Annotated in this window: 13 protein-coding genes and 1 pseudogene; 3 read left to right on the plus strand and 11 right to left on the minus strand. The window is 73.9% G+C overall.

Annotated features, from left to right (window positions below):
- Nucleotides 1-271: GNAT family N-acetyltransferase (locus tag MHW47_RS18780; protein WP_239224745.1), on the plus strand; the 271-nt coding region annotated here is incomplete at its 5' end.
- Nucleotides 272-345: 74 nt separating this feature from the next.
- Here MHW47_RS18780 and MHW47_RS18785 read toward each other — a convergent pair.
- Both MHW47_RS18785 and MHW47_RS18790 read right to left on the minus strand, forming a co-directional pair.
- Nucleotides 346-1,050 carry a response regulator transcription factor gene (locus MHW47_RS18785; protein WP_239224747.1) on the minus strand — a complete coding sequence of 235 codons (705 nt, stop codon included), beginning with the start codon at nt 1,048-1,050 and terminating at the stop codon, nt 346-348.
- Complete coding sequence (locus MHW47_RS18790) at nt 1,034-2,332, minus strand: ATP-binding protein (RefSeq protein ID WP_239224748.1); 1,299 nt, start codon at nt 2,330-2,332, stop codon at nt 1,034-1,036. Before MHW47_RS18790 ends, MHW47_RS18785 begins: the two co-directional genes overlap by 17 nt.
- A 197-nt stretch (nt 2,333-2,529) precedes the next feature.
- Between MHW47_RS18790 and MHW47_RS18795 the strand changes: the two genes are divergently transcribed.
- Nucleotides 2,530-3,840: a PspC domain-containing protein gene (locus MHW47_RS18795; RefSeq protein WP_239224750.1), complete on the plus strand. Its 1,311-nt coding sequence runs from the start codon at nt 2,530-2,532 to the stop codon at nt 3,838-3,840.
- Between the two features lie 156 nt (nt 3,841-3,996).
- On the opposite strand, the gene MHW47_RS18805 is transcribed toward MHW47_RS18795, so the two are convergent.
- From MHW47_RS18805 to guaA, 4 genes are all read right to left on the minus strand, one after another.
- Nucleotides 3,997-4,515, minus strand: a complete 519-nt coding sequence (locus MHW47_RS18805) for a DoxX family protein (protein WP_239224752.1) — start codon at nt 4,513-4,515, stop codon at nt 3,997-3,999.
- A gap of 210 nt (nt 4,516-4,725) precedes the next feature.
- The gene (locus MHW47_RS18810; protein WP_239224753.1) at nt 4,726-5,991 is read right to left on the minus strand and encodes a hypothetical protein; all 1,266 of its coding nucleotides are present in this window, start codon (nt 5,989-5,991) and stop codon (nt 4,726-4,728) included.
- Nucleotides 5,992-6,138: 147 nt separating this feature from the next.
- Entirely contained in the window at nt 6,139-6,894 is a 756-nt protein-coding gene (locus MHW47_RS18815) for a cyclopropane-fatty-acyl-phospholipid synthase family protein (protein ID WP_239224755.1), read from the minus strand.
- Nucleotides 6,895-7,127: 233 nt separating this feature from the next.
- Nucleotides 7,128-8,714, minus strand: a complete 1,587-nt coding sequence (gene guaA / locus MHW47_RS18820) for a glutamine-hydrolyzing GMP synthase (RefSeq protein WP_239224757.1) — start codon at nt 8,712-8,714, stop codon at nt 7,128-7,130.
- A 391-nt stretch (nt 8,715-9,105) separates the two neighbouring features.
- Here guaA and MHW47_RS18825 point away from each other — a divergent pair, with 391 nt between their 5' ends.
- The gene (locus MHW47_RS18825) at nt 9,106-9,411 is read left to right on the plus strand and encodes a chorismate mutase (protein ID WP_239224759.1); all 306 of its coding nucleotides are present in this window, start codon (nt 9,106-9,108) and stop codon (nt 9,409-9,411) included.
- A gap of 374 nt (nt 9,412-9,785) precedes the next feature.
- Here the strand turns inward: MHW47_RS18825 and MHW47_RS18830 are convergent, their stop codons facing one another.
- From MHW47_RS18830 to MHW47_RS18850, 5 genes and pseudogenes are all read right to left on the minus strand, one after another.
- Nucleotides 9,786-11,513, minus strand: a complete 1,728-nt coding sequence (locus MHW47_RS18830) for a peptidase (RefSeq protein ID WP_239224761.1) — start codon at nt 11,511-11,513, stop codon at nt 9,786-9,788.
- 306 nt (nt 11,514-11,819) lie between these two features.
- Nucleotides 11,820-13,652 (minus strand): GMC oxidoreductase, encoded by a 1,833-nt coding sequence (locus MHW47_RS18835; protein ID WP_239224762.1) that lies wholly within the window; start codon nt 13,650-13,652, stop codon nt 11,820-11,822.
- A 69-nt stretch (nt 13,653-13,721) separates the two neighbouring features.
- Nucleotides 13,722-15,347 (minus strand): succinic semialdehyde dehydrogenase, encoded by a 1,626-nt coding sequence (locus MHW47_RS18840; protein ID WP_239224764.1) that lies wholly within the window; start codon nt 15,345-15,347, stop codon nt 13,722-13,724.
- Nucleotides 15,348-15,480: 133 nt separating this feature from the next.
- Nucleotides 15,481-17,151, minus strand: a complete 1,671-nt coding sequence (locus MHW47_RS18845) for a serine/threonine-protein kinase (RefSeq protein WP_239224766.1) — start codon at nt 17,149-17,151, stop codon at nt 15,481-15,483.
- Nucleotides 17,152-17,255: 104 nt separating this feature from the next.
- Nucleotides 17,256-18,099: pseudogene (locus MHW47_RS18850) on the minus strand (hypothetical protein); the annotation flags it as partial.

The following is an 18,099-nucleotide window of genomic DNA, read 5'->3' on the forward strand; positions in this document are numbered from 1 at the left end:
CGGCGTTCCGGCGGGCGCCGGCGGCTGCTCCGTCCCGGTGGACGGGCTCAGCGAGCTTGCGGGCCTCGCGGTCGCGGCGGAGTTCCGCCGGCGGGGCATCGGCGCCGCGCTCTCCGCCCACCTGACCCGCACCGCGTTCGAGCGAGGCTGCCGGGTGGTGTGGCTGGAGCCGGGCGACGCCGATGTGGAACGGATCTACGCGGGCATCGGCTACCGCAGGGTCGGCGAGAAGCTGAACATCTCGCTCGACCCGGACGCCGCCCCCGCGTAGACCGTCCTCCACCCCCGGCGAACGGCGGACGGCGGACGCCGGGGGGGGACGGACGAACGGCGGCGGCGACGGCGCTAGACCAGGCGGCGGGCCGTCGCCCAGCGGGTCAGTTCGTGGCGGTTGGAGAGCTGGAGCTTGCGCAGCACCGCCGAGACATGGGACTCGACGGTCTTCACCGAGATGAACAGCTGCTTGGCGATCTCCTTGTACGCGTACCCGCGGGCGATGAGCCGCAGGACCTCGCGCTCGCGCTGGGTCAGCCGGTCGAGGTCCTCGTCGACCGGGGGCGCGTCCGTGGACGCGAAGGCGTCGAGGACGAAGCCGGCCAGCCGGGGCGAGAACACCGCGTCGCCGTCCTGGACCCGGAAGACCGAGTCCACCAGGTCGGTGCCCGTGATGGTCTTGGTGACATAGCCGCGGGCGCCGCCCCGGATGACCCCGATGACGTCCTCGGCGGCGTCCGACACGGACAGGGCGAGGAAGCGCACCGGGTCCTCGGCGGCGCTCATCAGGGGCGCGCAGCGGCGCAGCACCTCGACGCCGCCGCCGCCGGGGAGGTGGACGTCGAGCAGGACGACCTCGGGGCCCGTCGCCGTGATGACCGTGACCGCCTGGTCGACGTCGGCCGCCTCGCCGACGACCTCGACGCCGGTCTCCTCGGTGCGGCCGATCTCGGCCTGTACCCCGGTGCGGAACATCCGGTGGTCGTCGACGAGGACGACCCGCACCCGGCGCTCCGGGCCCCGGGGGCCTCCGTTCGCCTCACTGGTCCCGTTCATCGCTCGTCCTCTCCATCTCAAGCTCGACCTCGGTGCCCCCGCCGGGCACCGAACGCAGCCGGGCGGTACCGCCGTTGCGCTGCATCCGGCCGATGATCGATTCCCGTACGCCCATTCTGTCCCCCGGTACGGCGTCCAGGTCGAATCCCGGACCCCGGTCGCGCACGGAGACGAAGACCGAGCGGCCCTCGACCTCCGCGTAGACCTGGACGGCGCCGCCCTCGCCACCGTACTTGGCGGCGTTGACCATCGCCTCGCGCGCGGCCTGCATCTGCGCGGACAGCTTCTCGTCGAGCGGGCAGTCGCCGACCACGACGACCTCCAGCGGGACGCCGTGCTTGTCCTCGACCTCGGCGGCGGCCCGCTTGACGGCGTCGGCCAGGGTCTCCGGTTCGTCGTCCTCGTCCTTGCCGGTGCCCTCGGGGTTGTAGAGCCAGTTGCGCAGCTCGCGCTCCTGGGCACGGGCGAGCCTGCGGACCTCGCCGGCGTCGTCGGCGTTGCGCTGGATCAGGGTGAGGGTGTGCAGCACGGAGTCGTGGACGTGGGCGGCGACCTCGGCGCGCTCCTGGGCCCTGATGCGCATGAGCCGTTCCTCGGAGAGGTCCTGGGTCATGCGGACGAGGTAGGGGCCGGCGAGCAGGGCGATGCCGGTGAGCACGGCGATGGCCGCGGTGATGACGTTGCCCAGTTGGGCGGCGGAGCCGCGGACGACCATGAAGACGGCGAGGCCGAGCCCGACCAGGGCGACCCCGGCCAGGGCGCGAGCGAGTTGCAGGACGCGGCGGCGGCGGCCGACTTCCATCCAGCGGGCGCGGCGGGCGTTGTCGGCCTGGCGCCACACCAGGACGGAGCCGGCGCCGATGAGGAGGCTGGGCCAGATGTAGCGGTCGGCCTCGCTGCCCATGTCGACGTTGCCGACGAAGATGGCGGCGCCGAAGAACAGGGCGATGAGGGCGAAGACCTGGCCCTTGTCGGGCTTGCGGAGCCTGCGGGTGCCGTCGGGGGCGGTCTCGAAGACGGACCGGGGGCCGTCCACGCCGCCGACGCCGAGCGGGACGACGATCCAGAAGACCGCGTAGAGCAGGGCGCCGAGGCCGTCCGCGAAGAACAGCCCGAGGAAGACGAAGCGCAGCCAGGCGACCGGCAGTCCGAGATGTCCGGCGAGTCCGCGCGCCACCCCGCCGAGGAGCCGGCCGTCGGCGCTGCGGTACAGCTTGCGCAGCGGAGGCTCCTCCGGGTCGGCGGCGTGGGAGCTTGCGGCTCGGGTGGTGGCGGCTGGCATGCCCCGATCGTCACATGTCCGTCCGGGTGGCGGCATCAGGGGCGGCCCCCACTTCGACCCTGAGAGACCTGAGGGGCGCCCGGGGTGGGAGTCGGGGCGGGGCTCGGGCGCCCCTGAGATCCGGGTGGGCCAATATCAGGGACCGGCCAGGGTAGGGGCGGGTGCCGGAGCGGGTCGGGGGCCGTCACCATGGAGCCATGACCGTTCCCCAGGACGCGCCGCCCGGCGCCGCACCGCCCCCCGCCCCCGCTCCGCGCCTGCACCGCAGCCCGCGGCACAAGGTGGTGGCCGGGGTGTGCGGCGGTCTCGGCCGGTACTGCGACGTCGATCCGGTGATCTTCCGGATCGTGCTCGGAGTGCTCTCCGTGACCGGTGGCTTCGGGCTGATCTTCTACGGCTTCGCCTGGCTGCTGATACCGCTGGAGGGGGAGGACGAGAACGAGGCGCGCCGGCTGCTGTCGGGCCGGGTCGAGCTGGTGTCGCTGAGCGCGGTGCTGCTGGCGTTGATCGGCTGCGGTCTGTTCCTGTCGATGCTGGGCAACGGGGGGACGCTCGCCTTCTCCGCGATGCTGTCGGTGGCGGTCCTCGGCTTCTCCATCTGGACGCAGGCGCGCAAGACGGCCGATCCGGAGGACCCGTTGCGCCAGGCCGCGGCCCAGGCCGCGTCGGACGCGCCGCCCGAGGTGAAGGCGCCGCCGACGCTGTCGTGGCCGTCCTGGTGGCGCGACCCGATCGTCAAGGACGGGTCCACGGGCAAGGTGGCGATCGGTTACATGTGGGGGCCGCCGGACGCGACGCTCGCCGGGGAGCCGCGCGGGGCGACGCCCGATGCGCCGTTCCGGCCGCCGCCGCCCCGGTCGCGGGAGGTCCGCGGTCCGCGGTCCATAGCCGGGGTGGCCTTCCTGGTCGCCCTGGTGGCGGGCGGGATCGGTACGGGGCTGAGCTGGGACGCGCAGCCGCTGGGCACCAGCCTGCAGATCGGCCTGACCGCCGCCCTCGCGGTGTTCGGCCTGGCGATGCTGATCAGCGCGTTCATCGGACGGACCGGCTTCGGCACGCTGCTGCTGGCGGTGCTCACGGCCGGGCTGTTGGCGGGTGCCTCCGCGCTGCCCAAGGACATCAGCACGCACTGGGTGCGCGAGGAGTGGCGCCCGGCGACCGCCGCCGCCGTCCAGCCGCGTTACGCGGTCGGCTCGGGGCAGGCCGAGCTGGATCTGGCCGGGGTCGCGGTGCCGAAGGGCGAGACCGTGCGGACCCGGGTGGAGGCGCGGGCCGGCCGGGTCCTGGTGCACGTCCCACCGGAGGTCACCGTCCGGGTGCACGCCCGGACCAAGGTCGGGGCGCTGGTGCTGATCGACGGACGGCACAAGGGCGATCTGGACATCCGCGCCGCGCAGGACCAGCGCCGGACGATACCTCCGGTCAAGGGCAGTCCTCCGGGCGGCACCATCGAGCTGGATCTGGAAGTGGACTACGGACAGGTGGAGGTCAACCGTGCCGCGTCATGAGTTCCGGCCGGGCCGGGCGGTGGCGGGCCTGGTGATGCTGGCCCTGGCCGCCGGATACGCGGGGGACGCGGCGGAACTGTGGGACGCCCCGCCGCAGTTCTTCATCGCGGTGCTGTGCGGCGGTCTGGGGGCCGCCGCCTGCGCCACCCTGATCGGTTACCGGATGCGGCGGCGCCGCGCCGCGAGCAGCGCGTCCAGGGAGAACGAGGGGGCTCCGGCCAGCAGCAGCGGCAGCCACGCCATGAGATAGACGAGGTCGTTGCCCATGTAGTACGGCGAGATCTGCCAGCTGACCGTCAGCCACAGGCTCAGCGAGATCAGGGCCCCGCCGAGCGCCGCGATCCGGGACCACAGGCCGAGCAGGGTGCCGATGCCCACGGCCAGCTCGCCGAGGGCGATGGCGTAGCCGAAGCCGGCGGGGGCGTGGAGTGCCAGATCGACGAGACCGGGGATCGCGGCGGCGTCGCGGACGGAGTCCATCTGGGCGCCGATCGACCCCGGTCCGGTGGCGTGGAAGAAGGCGCTGTCGGTGAGCTTGTCGAGGCCCGCGTAGAGGAAGGTGACGCCGAGGAAGATCCGCAGCGGCAGCAGGGCGTGTTCCCGCGCCAGGTCCCGCAGGCTCCTGGCCTCGCCGAGGCCCCGGCCCCGCCCGTTACCGCCGCCGTACCCGTACATGCTGCTCCCGCCTTCCGCGGCCGTGCCGTCGCGGCCCCCTGGCCGCGGTCATCGGGCCGTGCGGCCCGTCACCCGACCTTACGTACGAAGCGGGCGGAAGTGTTCAGCGCGGTCCGCGTTCACAGGAAGGAGCAACGGGACGGGAGTCGGAGGGAAGGCGGAGGGGAGGCGTCGGGCGGGGGGCGGGAAGGCCGGGGGGCGGGAAGGGGGTCAGTCGGTCACGTCGATGGAGATGCTGTTGGACTCCGTGCCGGCGGCCGTCACGACCTGGACCTCGACGGAGCCCGGTTCCACCTCGACCGGGACGGGCACGGTGAGCAGGGTGTCGGAGGGGTTGGCGAAGCCGCCGGTCACCGGGACCAGCGGGACGTGGACGTGCACGGTGCCGATCCGTACGACGACGCGGGCCAGCCGGTCCGGGGCACCCGCGCCGGGCGGCACGAAACCGGCGCCCCGGATCTCGATGTCGTCGCCGGTCCGGATCGGCGCGTCCAGGTCGCCCGCCTCGCGGGACCGGACGACCGAGAGCACGACGGGCCGGCCGCCCTCGCCGTACTTGCCGGTGAAGTAGACGGCCGCCGACACGGCCACCAGGAGCGCCAGGCCCCAGGGCAGGTCGGGCAGTTGTTCGGGCCTGCGGGCCAGGCGGACGGCGGCGAACACCACGGCGACCGTGGACACGAGGACGTACTGCACGTCCGTGAAGCCGCCGCGCCCCGAGTCGTCGGTGAGGAGGTCCGCCGCGCGCGGCCGGTCGGCCCGCAGCTTCTGGAGCCGTCCGGACAGCACCCGTACGCTCACCACCCGGCGTACGGCCACCGCCACGGCGCACACCAGGGCCAGGACGGACACGATGCCCGCGCCTCGGGCCAGGTCCAGGCCCGCGATCAGCTCGTCGCGCCGGGCGTGCCCGGAGGCGGCGGCCAGCTGGAGGGCGAGGACGAGCACGGAGAAGACGGCGAGCAGCACCCAGGACGCGGCGACGGCGCGGGAGGTGGAGAGCCGGTTGTCCTCGCCGATGAGCGGGGCCAGGAGGCCGCCGCGGGCCCGGTGGACGTGGGCGGCGACGGTCAGCAGCGCGGCGGTGACCAGGCCCGCGACGAGTCCCGCGGTGCGGGCGTGGGTCCAGCCGGCGCCGATCGCGGTGGCGGCCTCGGCGACGGTGAGCACGGCGAGGCCGCCCCAGACGATCACCAGGGTGCGCTGCCACACCCGGTACAGCCAGGCGTCCCCGGCCTCGCGGCCCCGGTCGGCCACCTCGCGGGCGGACTCCGTCAGTTCGTCGGAGACCCACTGCCGGGTCGCCGACGCCGACCGGGCGACCCCGGCGGGCAGCCCCTGGCCCGCCGCGAACTCGTCCCGCTTGGCCAGGAAGGCGGCCACCGCGCGCCGGTGTCCCTGGCGCGCCCCGTGCGGGCAGTCGCCGCATGTGCAGCCGCCGCCGTGCGCGCCCTGTCGTGCCTCGTCCAACGCCACGGAGAACGCCGCCCCTTCCCGCCCCTGTTTGCCGCCCCTGGGCCGGCCAACTCGTCTGTGATCGCTGCGAATTGTGCCGTACGGGACGGATGGTTGCCGCATCGGGGCACACCGGAGGGGCGTCCTCGCCAGCCTGTTCGAAACTGGTCAGGCGCTGAGGACGAGGTAGGCGAGTCCGAGGGTGCCCCGGTAGCCGCCGTAGTAGCCGGTGCGCCGCTCGTCGACGGCGGCGACGACGCCGTCGCGCAGGGGGTGGTCGGGGTGGGCCAGGGCCCAGCGTTCGCCGCGGCCGATGTTGGCGTGTGCTTCGAAGAGGTCCCATTCACGCTGGTCGGCGACGGTCACCTGGAGCGGGCGCAGTCCGGCTGCCTCGGCGTGCCGGATGAGTTCGAGCAGGGAGCCGAAGTCGTCCGGTTCGGCGCCGAGCCCGGCCAGGGCGCGTTCGTCCGGCTCCCGCTCCCAGAAGCCCTCGCCGAACAGCACCCGGCCGCCCGGCCGTACGGCGGCGCGCAGCGCGGCCAGCGCCTCGGTGGTGCCGCCGGGCCAGGCGTGCGAGGCGCCGATGGAGACGGCCAGGTCGTAGTCCCGCGCCGGCCATTCGGCGGCGGGCACCGTGTGGAACCGCACGCGCTCCGCGAGGCCGCGCTCCCCCGCCAGCGCCCGGCCGCGCTCGACCGCCTCCGGGTCGGTCTCGACGCCGTCGCCGGTGCTGCCGGGGGCCGACTCGACCAGGCGCATCAGCAGTTCGCCCCAGCCGCTGCCGAGGTCGGCGATCCGGGCGCCGGGTTCCGGTGCGCAGGCGGCGACGAGCCGGGCGGCGTGTTCGTCGGAGAGCGGGGTGTTCCAGGTCAGGTGGTCGTTGCGGGCGGCGGACATCAGGGCGCGGATCTCATCGGCGGACATGCGGGCGGAGCCTGCCACGCGCGACGCCCGCCCGCCACGCGTTTTCCCGGCGCCCGGCCGGTCCCGCGTTTCCCGGAGCGCGGCGCCCGGCCGGTCCCGTCCGGCCCCCACGCGCGGGGCTGCGGCGTCCCCGGACACGGCGATGCCGCCGTCCCGTGCGTCGGACGGCGGCATCGTCGGGGCCCCAGGGGCCTGCGGGGCTCAGGAGCCTCCGGGCAGGGTTGCTCCCGGGGTCACTCCCACTCGATGGTCCCCGGCGGCTTGCTCGTCACGTCGAGCACCACGCGGTTGACGTCGGCGACCTCGTTGGTGATGCGGGTGGAGATCTTGGCCAGCGTCTCGTACGGCAGCCGCGACCAGTCGGCGGTCATGGCGTCCTCGGAGGAGACCGGGCGCAGCACGATCGGGTGGCCGTAGGTGCGGCCGTCGCCCTGGACGCCGACGCTGCGGACGTCCGCGAGCAGGACCACCGGGCACTGCCAGATGTCGCGGTCCAGGCCGGCGGCGGTCAGCTCCTCGCGGGCGATGGCGTCGGCCTCGCGCAGCAGGTCCAGCCGCTCCTTGGTGACCTCGCCGACGATGCGGATGCCGAGGCCGGGGCCGGGGAAGGGCTGGCGCTGGACGATCTCGTCCGGCAGGCCCAGCTCCTGGCCGACCATCCGGACCTCGTCCTTGAACAGCTGGCGCAGCGGCTCGACCAGCTGGAACTCGATGTCCTCGGGGAGGCCGCCCACGTTGTGGTGGGACTTGATGTTGGCGGTGCCGGTGCCGCCGCCGGACTCGACCACGTCCGGGTAGAGCGTGCCCTGGACGAGGAAGGCGACCTCGGGGCCGTCCTCCTGGAGGATCTCCAGCTGGGCCTGCTCGAAGACGCGGATGAACTCGCGGCCGATGATCTTCCGCTTCTGCTCCGGGTCGGACACGCCGGCCAGGGCGTCGAGGAAGCGCTTCTCGGCGTCGACCACCTTCAGCTTCGCGCCGGTCGCGGCGACGAAGTCCTTCTCCACCTGGGCGGTCTCGCCCTTGCGCATCAGGCCGTGGTCCACGTAGACGCAGGTCAGCTGGGAGCCGATGGCCTTCTGCACGAGGGCGGCGGCCACGGCGGAGTCCACCCCGCCGGACAGGCCGCAGATCGCGCGCTTGTCCCCGACCTGGGCGCGGATCGCGGCGACCTGCTCCTCGATCACGTTGCCCGTGGTCCAGGTGGGCTCGATGCCCGCGCCCCGGTACAGGAAGTGCTCCAGGACCTGCTGGCCGTGCGTGGAGTGCATGACCTCCGGGTGGTACTGGACGCCGTAGAGCCGCTTCTCGTCGTTCTCGAAGGCGGCGACCGGGACGACGTCCGTGGACGCGGTGACGGTGAAGCCCTCGGGGGCGGCGGAGCAGGCGTCGCCGTGGGACATCCACACCGACTGCTCGGTCGGGGTGCCCTCGAAGAGCGTGGAGCCGGCCTTGGAGACGGTGAGCGGGGTGCGGCCGTACTCGCGGGCGCCGTTGTCGTCCACGGTGCCGCCGAGCGCCGTGGCCATCAGCTGGAAGCCGTAGCACATGCCGAAGACCGGCACCCCGGCCTCGAAGATCGCGCGGTCGAGCGAGGGCGCGCCCTCGGCGTAGACCGAGGAGGGGCCGCCGGACAGGATGATCGCGCGGGGGTTCTTGGCCAGCATCTCGGCCACCGGCATGGTGGACGGGACGATCTCGCTGTAGACCCGCGCCTCGCGGACGCGGCGGGCGATGAGCTGGGCGTACTGCGCGCCGAAGTCGACAACAAGGACCACGTCGGTGGCGGTGTCGGGGGCGGCGGGGGGTGCTGCTGGCACGGGGCGGCCTTCCGGCGGTGGAGAGGGGTCGGTCCTCCAATTCTACCGGCGGCCGGCAGCGGGTCTCGCCGGGTCGCGGGCGGGGGGCCGCGTCCGGAGCGGACCCCTTCGGACGTGCCACGGGGACGGCCGCGCGCCCCGTCCCCGCGATGTGCGGCGTCTCACCATCCGGGCCCGGCGCGGGGCGGCGCCGCGAGGGGTCCATACTGTCCTCATGCGTCAGCACACGACCTTCGTCTTTACCTATGGCATCCGGCCCACCGGCTGCCATGGTCGTGCTGCTTGAGCAACTGACAAGCAACGTTCCAGGCGCCCCTGGGCCACATGGCCCGGGGGCGTTCTGGCGTTCCGGGCCAGGCCCGGGGGTCGCCCCACCCACCGGGAGACCGACATGAGCAGCACGACCCCCACTGCCCGGACCGCCGCCGAGGCGACCGGCGCCCGCACCGACGAGGCCGCGTCCCTGATCGGGGACGCCCGCGACCGCATCGATGCCCTCGACGACCGGATCATCGGGCTCGTCCAGGAACGGATGGCCGTCTCGGCGGTCATCCAGGAGGCCCGGATCTCCTCGGGCGGCCGCCGGGTCAACCTGTCCCGCGAGATGGAGATCCTGGCCCGCTACCGGGAGGCGCTGGGCAAGCCGGGCACCCCGCTGGCGATGACGCTCCTGGAGCTGTGCCGGGGCCGGGTCTGACACCCCGCCGCTCCCCCTGGGCTGTACGGACGTATCCCAGTTCGGGCGCGGACTCACCCGTACGGCGCGTGACCGGGTCCGGCGCGGCTTCGTTGGTCCCGGTGTCCGTGCCAGCCAGGGGCGGCTCTCGATGGAAACCACGCGTGGCTCCGCCGGGGTGTGTGGCGTACCGCGTGTACGTCGTGGGACCGCGCACCGGCGTGCGTGACCGGTCGGCAGGGGACAGCAGCCCGGTCACTCGGAGGGACCGCCAGGCCCCTCCCGGAACGGCCGGCTCCGGGGACGCCCGGAGCCGGCCGTTCCTTCATGCGCGGACGCGTACGGCCCCCTCCTGTACGCACGCGTACGGCCTCTCCCGCGCGTACGCGTACGGTTCAGCGCCTCGCGCGCCGACCGGCCGCCGCGACCAGGACGCCTCCCGCGAGCAGCGCGGCCAGGGCCGCGCCGGAGGCGGTGAGCGCGGGGGTTCCGGTGGCGGCGAGCGCGCCGCCGGACCCGGTCGTGCCCGAAGCACCCGAAGCGCCCGGCGTACCGGACGTGCCGCCCGTCCCGGACGAGGACGCGGAGCCCGTGGAGCCCGCAGCGCCCGTGGAGCCGGAGCCTCCGGTGGCCGCCGTACCGCCGGAGCCGGAGCCGGAGCCGGAGCCGCCCGCCTCACCGGAGTCCTCGGCGTTCAGCTCGACGTACGCCGTGTTGTTGGCGGGCTTCGGGTCGAAGGGCAGCTCGGGGGCCTGGAGCTGGATGTTGCGGACGACGACCGCGCCGGTCGCGCCGGGGTTCGCGGTGACGATCCGCAGCCGGAACGGCAGGGCGAGGTCGGCGTTCTCCAGGAGGGAGACCGGGGTGGAGCAGAAGTAGCGCGGGGCCCGCTCCTGGTTCTCGCGGTAGCCGCCCGCCGCCGTCACGCCCCGGCAGCCGTCCGGCCGGGAGACGACGTACGAGCCGGGCGGGACGGTGAAGTCGACGGTGGCGACGGGCTCGCCGGAACGGAGGTGGCCGATCCAGGCGGGGCCGCGGTTGCGGAGGCCCAGGGTCACGTCGACGGTGTCGCCCGCCCCGCCGGCGGCGCGGTCGCCGTAGGCGGCGAGGTCGGCGGTGTTGGCGGTGCGGAAGTCGGCTTCCTGCTGGTTGTCGTCCGGCTCCAGGTCGGCCGCGCGGACCGCGGGCGCCCTGCGCAGGGCCAGGGTCGCGCCCGTGCCGGGGACGGAGCGGGCACCGGCCCGCTGCGCCGCGCGGGCGCCGGTGCCGTCCTCGTCGATCCGGTACTGGAGGGTGTCGTACAGCGCGTGCCGGCCGGCGCGCAGGACGGGCGGCTCGTCCAGCGTGTAGGTGGCGCCGGGCTCGTAGCTGCCGGGGAAGGCGCACCGGACGGTGGTCCAGGCGCCGGGGCTGCCCAGGCCGCCCTCGTCCTCGCTGTACTCGCAGTTCTGGTACCGCTGGGTGAAGGCGAGGCCGCGCGTGTGGCGCAGGGTGAGCAGGACGCCCCGGGCGGCGCGGGTGCCGTGGTTGGTGAAGGTGACGGCCACCGGCTGGCTGTCGCCGGGCTTCAGCTCCGTCCTGAGCGGCAGCCGCCGCATCGACAGGTCGGCCCCGCCCACGGTGACGCGGGCGGTGAACGGCCGGAAGGTGGCGCCCTCCGCCTCGGCGGTGACCTCGATGGTGCCGCTGTCGCCCTCCGCGCTGCCCTTGGCAGCGCCGACCTCCAGTCCGGCGACGGTGCTCGTGCCGGGCCGGAGCCCGTGTCCGCGGCAGACGGCGACGGTCCCGGTGCGTGCGCAGTCCGCACCGTCCTCGCCGAAGGACACGTCCGCGACCCCGGCCAGCTTCCCGAAGTCGAGGCGCACGGTGTACTCGCCCAGGAAGACACCGTTCTCCTCGTCCCCGGACGGGTTGGTGAGCGTGATATCGAGGCGCGCCCGCTGTGGGGAGCCGGTCTCCGGGTAGGGGTGCAGGGCGGTCTCGGCGGGGCCGCCGAGCGTGAACACGGGGTCGGCGGCCCGCGCGGGCCCGGCCGTGGTGAGCACCCCGGCGGCCAGCAGGCCGGTCGTGGCGAGGATGCCCATCGCCTGGCGGAACGCGGCTCTCGGGGTCGTGCGTCTCATCTCGGGCCTTTGGGGGTCGTCGGGAGCTGTGTGACCGCTGGGGCGGCGACAGCGGGTACGACCGGGGGCGCGCGGGAAAAGTTGCCCGATTTCAGATCACGGATCGGGCACGGGGCCGGCCGGGCATCCGGAGTGACCCACCTCACATAAGGATTTCGTGAGGGCGAGGACAACCATCGGGGGGTCCGGCAGGTCATGCATGCGGAACACCGGTTGTCTTTTGTTGTACGACGGCCGGTTACGGCCTGAGGGGCTGCACTGGGAGGGGGGTGCAGCCCCTTCTGCTGTCCTGGGCCCGTGGGGCCCCTACGCCTTGCCGGAGGTCTTCGGCGGCACCGTCGGCATCCCCAGGAACGGCAGCCGCAGCGCGCCGAACGCCTCCTTCGGGACGACCGGTGCCTGCGGCTCCACCGGCGACAGCCGCTCGTACGCCTCGCCCTGGGCCGGGCGCGGGTCCGGCTCGCCCTTGTTGGGCCAGAACGACATGGCCCGCTCCGCCTGGGCGGTGATCGTCAGCGACGGGTTGACGCCGAGGTTCGCGGAGACCGCCGAACCGTCGACGACCGAGATGCCGGGGTGCCCGAACAGCCGGTGGTACGGGTCGATGACCCCCTCGTCCGCGGTGGCGCCGATCGGGCAGCCGCCGAGGAAGTGGGCGGTGAGCGGGGTGCCCATCAGTTCGCCGATGTTGGAGCCGGGGAAGCCGTTGATCTCCTCGGCGAGCAGGGAGGCGCCGCGCGTCGCCTCGGGTATCTGCGTCGGGTTGGGCGCGCCGTGGCCCTGGCGGGCGGTGAGCAGGCCCTTGCCGATGCCGCGCGGCTTGCGGTACGCGGTCAGGGAGTTGTCGAGGGACTGCATGACGAGCCCGATGATGACCCGCTCCGACCAGCGCCGGTTGGAGAGCGAGCGCAGGGCGATCGTGGGGTGCCTGACCACGTTGCCGAGCCAGGCGAGGACCCGGTGGGTGCTGAGCGGGACCTGGACGATGGTGAGGCCGCCCATGGCGTTGGAGCCCTTGCCGTAGCGGACGGGCTCGATGTGGGTGTTCTCGTCGGGGTGGATGGACGAGGTGATGGCGACGCCGCGGGTGAAGTCGGGCTTCGTGCCGTGCTTCTTGCGGTAGCGCCGGTCGGAGGTCTGGGCGCCGACCAGGCCCTCGGAGTTGGTCCGGGTCAGCTCCCCGAGCCGGGCGGAGATCCGGGGCAGCAGTCCCTTGTCCCGCATGGCGTGGAGCAGGGTCTGGGTGCCGTACGTGCCCGCCGCGACGACGATCCGGCGGGCGCGCAGGGTGGCGGGCTTCGCCTTCCTGCGCCGGTCGGTGGGCACGGTGGCGACGCGGAAGCCGCCGTCCGGGTGCTCGGTGACGGCGACGACGGAGGTCATGGGGTGGATGACCGCGCCGCCCTTCTCGGCGAGGTGGAGGTAGTTCTCGTTGAGGGTGTTCTTGGCGCCGTGGCGGCAGCCCGTCATGCACTCGCCGCACTCGGTGCAGGCCTTGCGGGACGGGCCCACGCCGCCGAAGTACGGGTCGGGGACCGTGCCGCCGGGTTCGGCGCGCGCGGTGCCGTCCGCGTCCCGGCCGTCGCCGAAGAAGACGCCGACCGGGGCCAGGTGGAAGGTGTCGCCGACGCCCATCGCCTCGGCGGCCGCCTTGAGGTGGACGTCGGAGGGGGTCGTCGTGGGGTTGAGCCGGACCCCGAGCATCCGCTTGGCCTGCTCGTAGTAGGGCTTCAGCTCCTCCTGCCAGTCCGTGATATGCGCCCACTGCCGGTCCTGGAAGAACGGCGCGGGCGGCACGTACAGCGTGTTGGCGTAGTTGAGCGAGCCGCCGCCGACCCCGGCGCCCGCGAGCACCATCACCTTGCCGAGCAGATGGACGCGCTGGATGCCGAAGAGGCCGAGGGCGGGGGCCCAGAGGTAGTTCTTCAGGTCCCAGGAGTTCTTGGGCAGGGTGTCGGGCGTGAAGCGGCGGCCCGCCTCCAGGACGCCGACCCGGTACCCCTTCTCGGTCAGCCGCAGCGCCGAGACCGCGCCACCGAAGCCCGAACCGACGACGATCACGTCGTAGTCGTACGCGGCGTCGTCGTCGGCCGCGCCGGCCGGCCGGTCCTGATTCTGGGCAGGGCTGTCCTGGGACATGGCACTCCTCGGTACGAAAAGGACAGAACGGTTACGGGACGCGGCCGGGGTGCGCGGGACGCCGGGGCGTCAGCGCAGCCGGAAGGCCTTCATCGCCTTGAGGCTGCGGCTCATGAACGCCGCGTACTTCTCGTCGTCCATCCCGAACGACGGGGCGAGCGGGATGAGCCGCTGCTGGGCGACGGTCTGGGCCTCGGTGTACTTGAGGATGCCCTCGGAGCCGTGGCGGCGGCCGAGACCGGAGTCCTTCATGCCGCCCATCGGGGACTGCACGCTGCCGTAGGCGGGGGCATACCCCTCGTTGATGTTGACGGTGCCGGTGCGCAGCCGGGCGGCGACGCGGTGGCCGCGCCTGCCGTCCCGGGTCCAGATGCTGGAGTTGAGGCCGTACGGGGTGGCGTTGGCCAGTTCCACGACCTCGTCCTCGTCGCGGAAGCGGTAGATCGAGACGACCGGCCCGAAGGTCTCCTCGGAGCAGACGGCCATGGGCGCCTCGACGCCCTCCAGGATCGTCGGCTCGTGGAACAGCGGGCCGATGTCGGGCCGGGCGACCCCGCCGGCCACCACGGTCGCGCCCTTCTCGACGGCCTCGGCGATGTGCCGGGTGACGGTCTCCAGCTGCCGTTCGCTCACCAGCGAGCCCATGTCGGCGCCGTACGCGAGGGCGCTGCCGAGCCGCATGGCCCTCGTCCGGGCGGCGAACCGCTCCACGAAGGCGTCGGCCACGGACTCGTGGACGTACAGCCGCTCGATGGAGATGCAGAGCTGGCCGGCCGAGGAGAAGCAGGCGCGGACGGCGCCGGCGGCGGCCTTCTCCACGTCGGCGTCCTCCAGGACGAGCATGGCGTTCTTGCCGCCGAGCTCCAGCGAGACGCCGACGAGCCGGGCCGCCGCGCCCTGGGCGACCTCGCGGCCGGTGCGGGTGGAGCCGGTGAAGGAGACGTAGTCGGCGTGCTTGACGACCTCGGGGCCGACGACCGGGCCCTCGCCGAGGACGACCTGGAACACCTCGGGCGGCAGGCCCGCCTCGATCAGCAGGTCGCGGGCCCACAGGGCGGTCAGCGCGGTCTCGGTGTCGGGCTTCATCACGACGGCGTTGCCGGAGACGAAGGCGGGCAGCGCGTCGCCGACGGACAGTTCGAGCGGGTAGTTCCAGGGGGCGATCTGGCCGATCACCCCGCGCGGCTGGCGCAGTTCGGTGACCTTGGTGAGGGCCGGCACGACGCCGGTGTGCCGCTTCGGCCTCAGGTACGCGGACGCCCTGCGGCCGTAGTGCCGGGCGGCGACGGCGACCGCCTGGACCTCCTCGTGGGCGTGCAGCCGGGCCTTGCCGGTCTCCAGCTGGATGAGGTCGAGCACCTCGGACTGGCGGCCGATGACCAGGTCGTGGAAGCGCAGCAGGACCGCGGCCCGGGCGCGGACCGGCAGGGCGGCCCAGGCGGGCTGGGCGGCGCGGGCGCGGGCGAACGCGGCGGCGACGTCCTCGGGGGTGGACTCCGGCAGGTCGGCCAGCTTCTCACCGGTGAACGGCGTGTGGTTGGCGGTACGGCCGGAGCCGGTGACGCCGCGCGTCAGCTGGGCGACCACCTCGGGCGTCACGACATCGGCGACCGTACGCACGCCCGCGGGGGCGGCGGCCACGGGGTTGGTGCCGACAGCGGCGGCGGGGGACGTGGGGGCCTGCGAGTCCGTCATGAGGGCGAGAGTACGTCGGCCGGAAGGCTTTGGGTACCCGTGGGTAACAGCTTTTCCCGGACGCTCCCGGCCGCCCGCCGCCGCCACGACGACTCAGCCAGTGATCACTGGCGGCATAAGCCCTGATCAGGGGCTACTGCTCGACCGGGGGGCGCCAGCTGCGCAGGATCGCCCGGAACCGGTCGAGGGTCTCGTCCCAGTCGGCCGCCGGGCCCGTCATGTAGAGGGCGTACTCCGGGCCGCCCTCCTTCGCGAAGTACATCTGGTCGATGGCGTGCCGCGCCTCGCCGCTCTTCTCGGTCCAGGTGAACTCCCAGATCCCGCCGGGGACGTCGCGGTAGACGTTGCTGTTCAGCTCCACCCGCCGGTACTCGGGCAGCCGGGTGCTCAGCTGCCGCTCCATGTCCACCATGTGGTCGTAGGAGTTGTCGTAGTCGGGGGCCGGATCGATGCTGACCCGGAAGTAGTGCACGCCGCCGTCCGGCGAGTAGTCGATGTTGGTGCCGTTCAGTTCGCGTTCCCAGCCCTCCGGCAGGAAGACGCTGAACCCGGCGGGGTCCTCGACCCGGCGCCAGCCGTCCGGCACGTTCGGCGCCGACGGGTCGGCGGACGGCGAGCCGGTGGCACTCGGTGTGGAGGTCGGCGAGGGGTCGGCCGGCTTCCGGGCGCGGGTGCCCTGCGAGGCCGTGCCGCCGCTCGTACCGGCGGTCGTCGTACCGGCGGCCTCCGTGCGGTTCGCGTACAGGACGGCGGCGATGCTCACGCCGCTGCCGAGCAGCGCGGCCAGGGCGATGACCAGGAGCCGGGTCCGCCACCGGGTCCGGCCGCCGCGGACCGCGGGGGCGGGGGCGGGGTCGGGCGCGGGCCGGGGCAGCAGGGCCGTGCCGCCGGGTATCCCGTCCGGGCCGGTCCGCAGCATCTCCTCGGACAGGTGCTGGGTCGGGACGAAGGCCTGGGCGGCCCGCGGGGTGCGGCCCTCCATGGCCTCCAGGAGCATCCGCTCGGTGTCCGCCGCCGAGGGGCGGTCCGCCGGCTCCTTGCGCAGCAGCGCGGTGATGACTGGGGCGAGCGCTCCGGCCCTGGTGGGCGGCGGCGGCTCCTCCGTGACGACGGCCTGCATCGTGGAGATGGGGGACGTCCGGCGGAACGGCGAACGGCCCTCGACCGCCGTGTACAGCGTGGCGCCCAGCGACCACAGGTCGGAGGCCGGGCCCGGATCGCCGCCCTTGACCCGTTCCGGCGCCAGGTAGTCGATGGAGCCGACGAGTTCGCCGGTCCGCGTGATGGTGGAGTCGCCCTCTATCGCGGCGATCCCGAAGTCGGTGAGCAGCACCCGGCCGTCGCGGGCGAGCAGCACGTTGCCCGGCTTCACGTCGCGGTGCAGCACCCCCGCCCCGTGCGCGGCGCTCAGCGCGCCCAGCACGTGCAGCCCGATCCGGGCCGCCTCGCGCGCGTCGATCTCGCCGGACTCCTTCGCCCGGTCGGCCAGCGAGGGCCCGTCCACGTACTGCATGACGATCCAGGGCCGGTTGTCGTACTCCACGACGTCGTGCACGGTGACGACGCCGGGGTGGGTGATCCGGGCGGCCGCGCGGGCCTCCTTCTGGGTCCGGGCGTGCAGCACGGTCCGGTCCGACTCGGACACGTACAGCCCGGCGGTCAGCTCCTTGACGGCGACCGTGCGGTGCAGCACCTCGTCGTGGGCCCGCCAGACCTTGCCCATGCCGCCGCGTCCCAGAACCTCGGCCAGCCGGTACCTCCCGGCCAGCAGCAGCCCCGCTTCCGTGCCCTGTGATCGATCCACTTGTCGTCCCCGCCCCCGTTGCCTCGCAGACAGGTTACGGAGGAGACGCGCGGCCACGGAACCTCGCATCGCCCACGAGACCGCACTGTGATGCAGATCCCGCGTCAGCCCGTCACCCGGTAGGAGACGCTGGCCTGTTGGTAGATCTCGGAGACCCGGTCGCGCTCGTCCTCGGGGCCGATGACCTGGAGGATGTGGTAGCGCCCGCCGACGAGCATCACGAGGTTGCGGACGTACACCTCGCGGCCGTTGGCGTCCTGCCAGGTGAACTGGCCCTCCGCCATGGCCTGTCGGCCGACGTCCGTACGGCGCAGCCCGGTCGCCGACGACCAGCTGGAGTCGCGGAACGGTTTCAGCTCCGGCTCCCTGTCCCGCTGGTAGTCGAGCGGGTCGCTGCCGTTGGCCTTCGCGCTGTCGCGGCCGGGCACGATGAGCACGCTGAACCCGTCGCTGCCGTAGCGGATCTGACGCTCCGCGTTGGCCGGGCTGCGCTGCCAGCCCCGGGGCAGCCCGACCTCGAAGCCCTCGGGGTCCTCGCGGAGCGTGTAGCCGGGGGCGAGCGCGGCGGCGGACCGGCTGGTCTGCGGCTTCTGCGCCCCGGAGCTCTTGGCGGGTGACGGGTTCTTCGCGTCGGACGCGCTGGGCGCGGGCTCGGGCGTCGCGGAGGCCGGCGGCGCGGACGCCGTCCCGGCGGGGGCGGCTCCGGTCCCGGTGTCCTCGCCGTCCTTCGGCATGAACAGCACGGCGTACGCGATCGTCGCGGCGAGCAGCAGCAGGATCAGCACGAGCAGCGTCCGGCCCAGCCGGCGCGGCTCGCCGCCCTGCCGCAGCGCGCGCGGTTCCCGGGGTGCGCGCGGTGCGTGGGGCTCGCGCGGCGCCTTGATCCGGGGCTCGTGGTGGATGACGGCCGTGCGGTCCAGGTCGTCGCGGTGCCGGGCGTGGGCCGCG

It is taken from the genome of Streptomyces sp. OfavH-34-F, from assembly GCF_022347745.1.
In the GTDB taxonomy this organism is placed as follows: Bacteria; Actinomycetota; Actinomycetes; order Streptomycetales; family Streptomycetaceae; genus Streptomyces.

Bases quoted from the DNA above. Each gene is read 5' to 3' on its own strand.
- MHW47_RS18815 (WP_239224755.1), bottom strand. From the start codon at position 6,894: ATGTCCGCCGATGAGATCCGCGCCCTGATGTCCGCCGCCCGCAACGAC.
- MHW47_RS18805 (WP_239224752.1), bottom strand. From the start codon at position 4,515: ATGTACGGGTACGGCGGCGGTAACGGGCGGGGCCGGGGCCTCGGCGAG.
- MHW47_RS18835 (WP_239224762.1), bottom strand. From the start codon at position 13,652: ATGTCCCAGGACAGCCCTGCCCAGAATCAGGACCGGCCGGCCGGCGCG.
- MHW47_RS18840 (WP_239224764.1), bottom strand. From the start codon at position 15,347: ATGACGGACTCGCAGGCCCCCACGTCCCCCGCCGCCGCTGTCGGCACC.
- MHW47_RS18785 (WP_239224747.1), bottom strand. From the start codon at position 1,050: ATGAACGGGACCAGTGAGGCGAACGGAGGCCCCCGGGGCCCGGAGCGC.
- MHW47_RS18795 (WP_239224750.1), top strand. From the start codon at position 2,530: ATGACCGTTCCCCAGGACGCGCCGCCCGGCGCCGCACCGCCCCCCGCC.
- MHW47_RS18830 (WP_239224761.1), bottom strand. From the start codon at position 11,513: ATGAGACGCACGACCCCGAGAGCCGCGTTCCGCCAGGCGATGGGCATC.
- MHW47_RS18825 (WP_239224759.1), top strand. From the start codon at position 9,106: ATGAGCAGCACGACCCCCACTGCCCGGACCGCCGCCGAGGCGACCGGC.
- MHW47_RS18790 (WP_239224748.1), bottom strand. From the start codon at position 2,332: ATGCCAGCCGCCACCACCCGAGCCGCAAGCTCCCACGCCGCCGACCCG.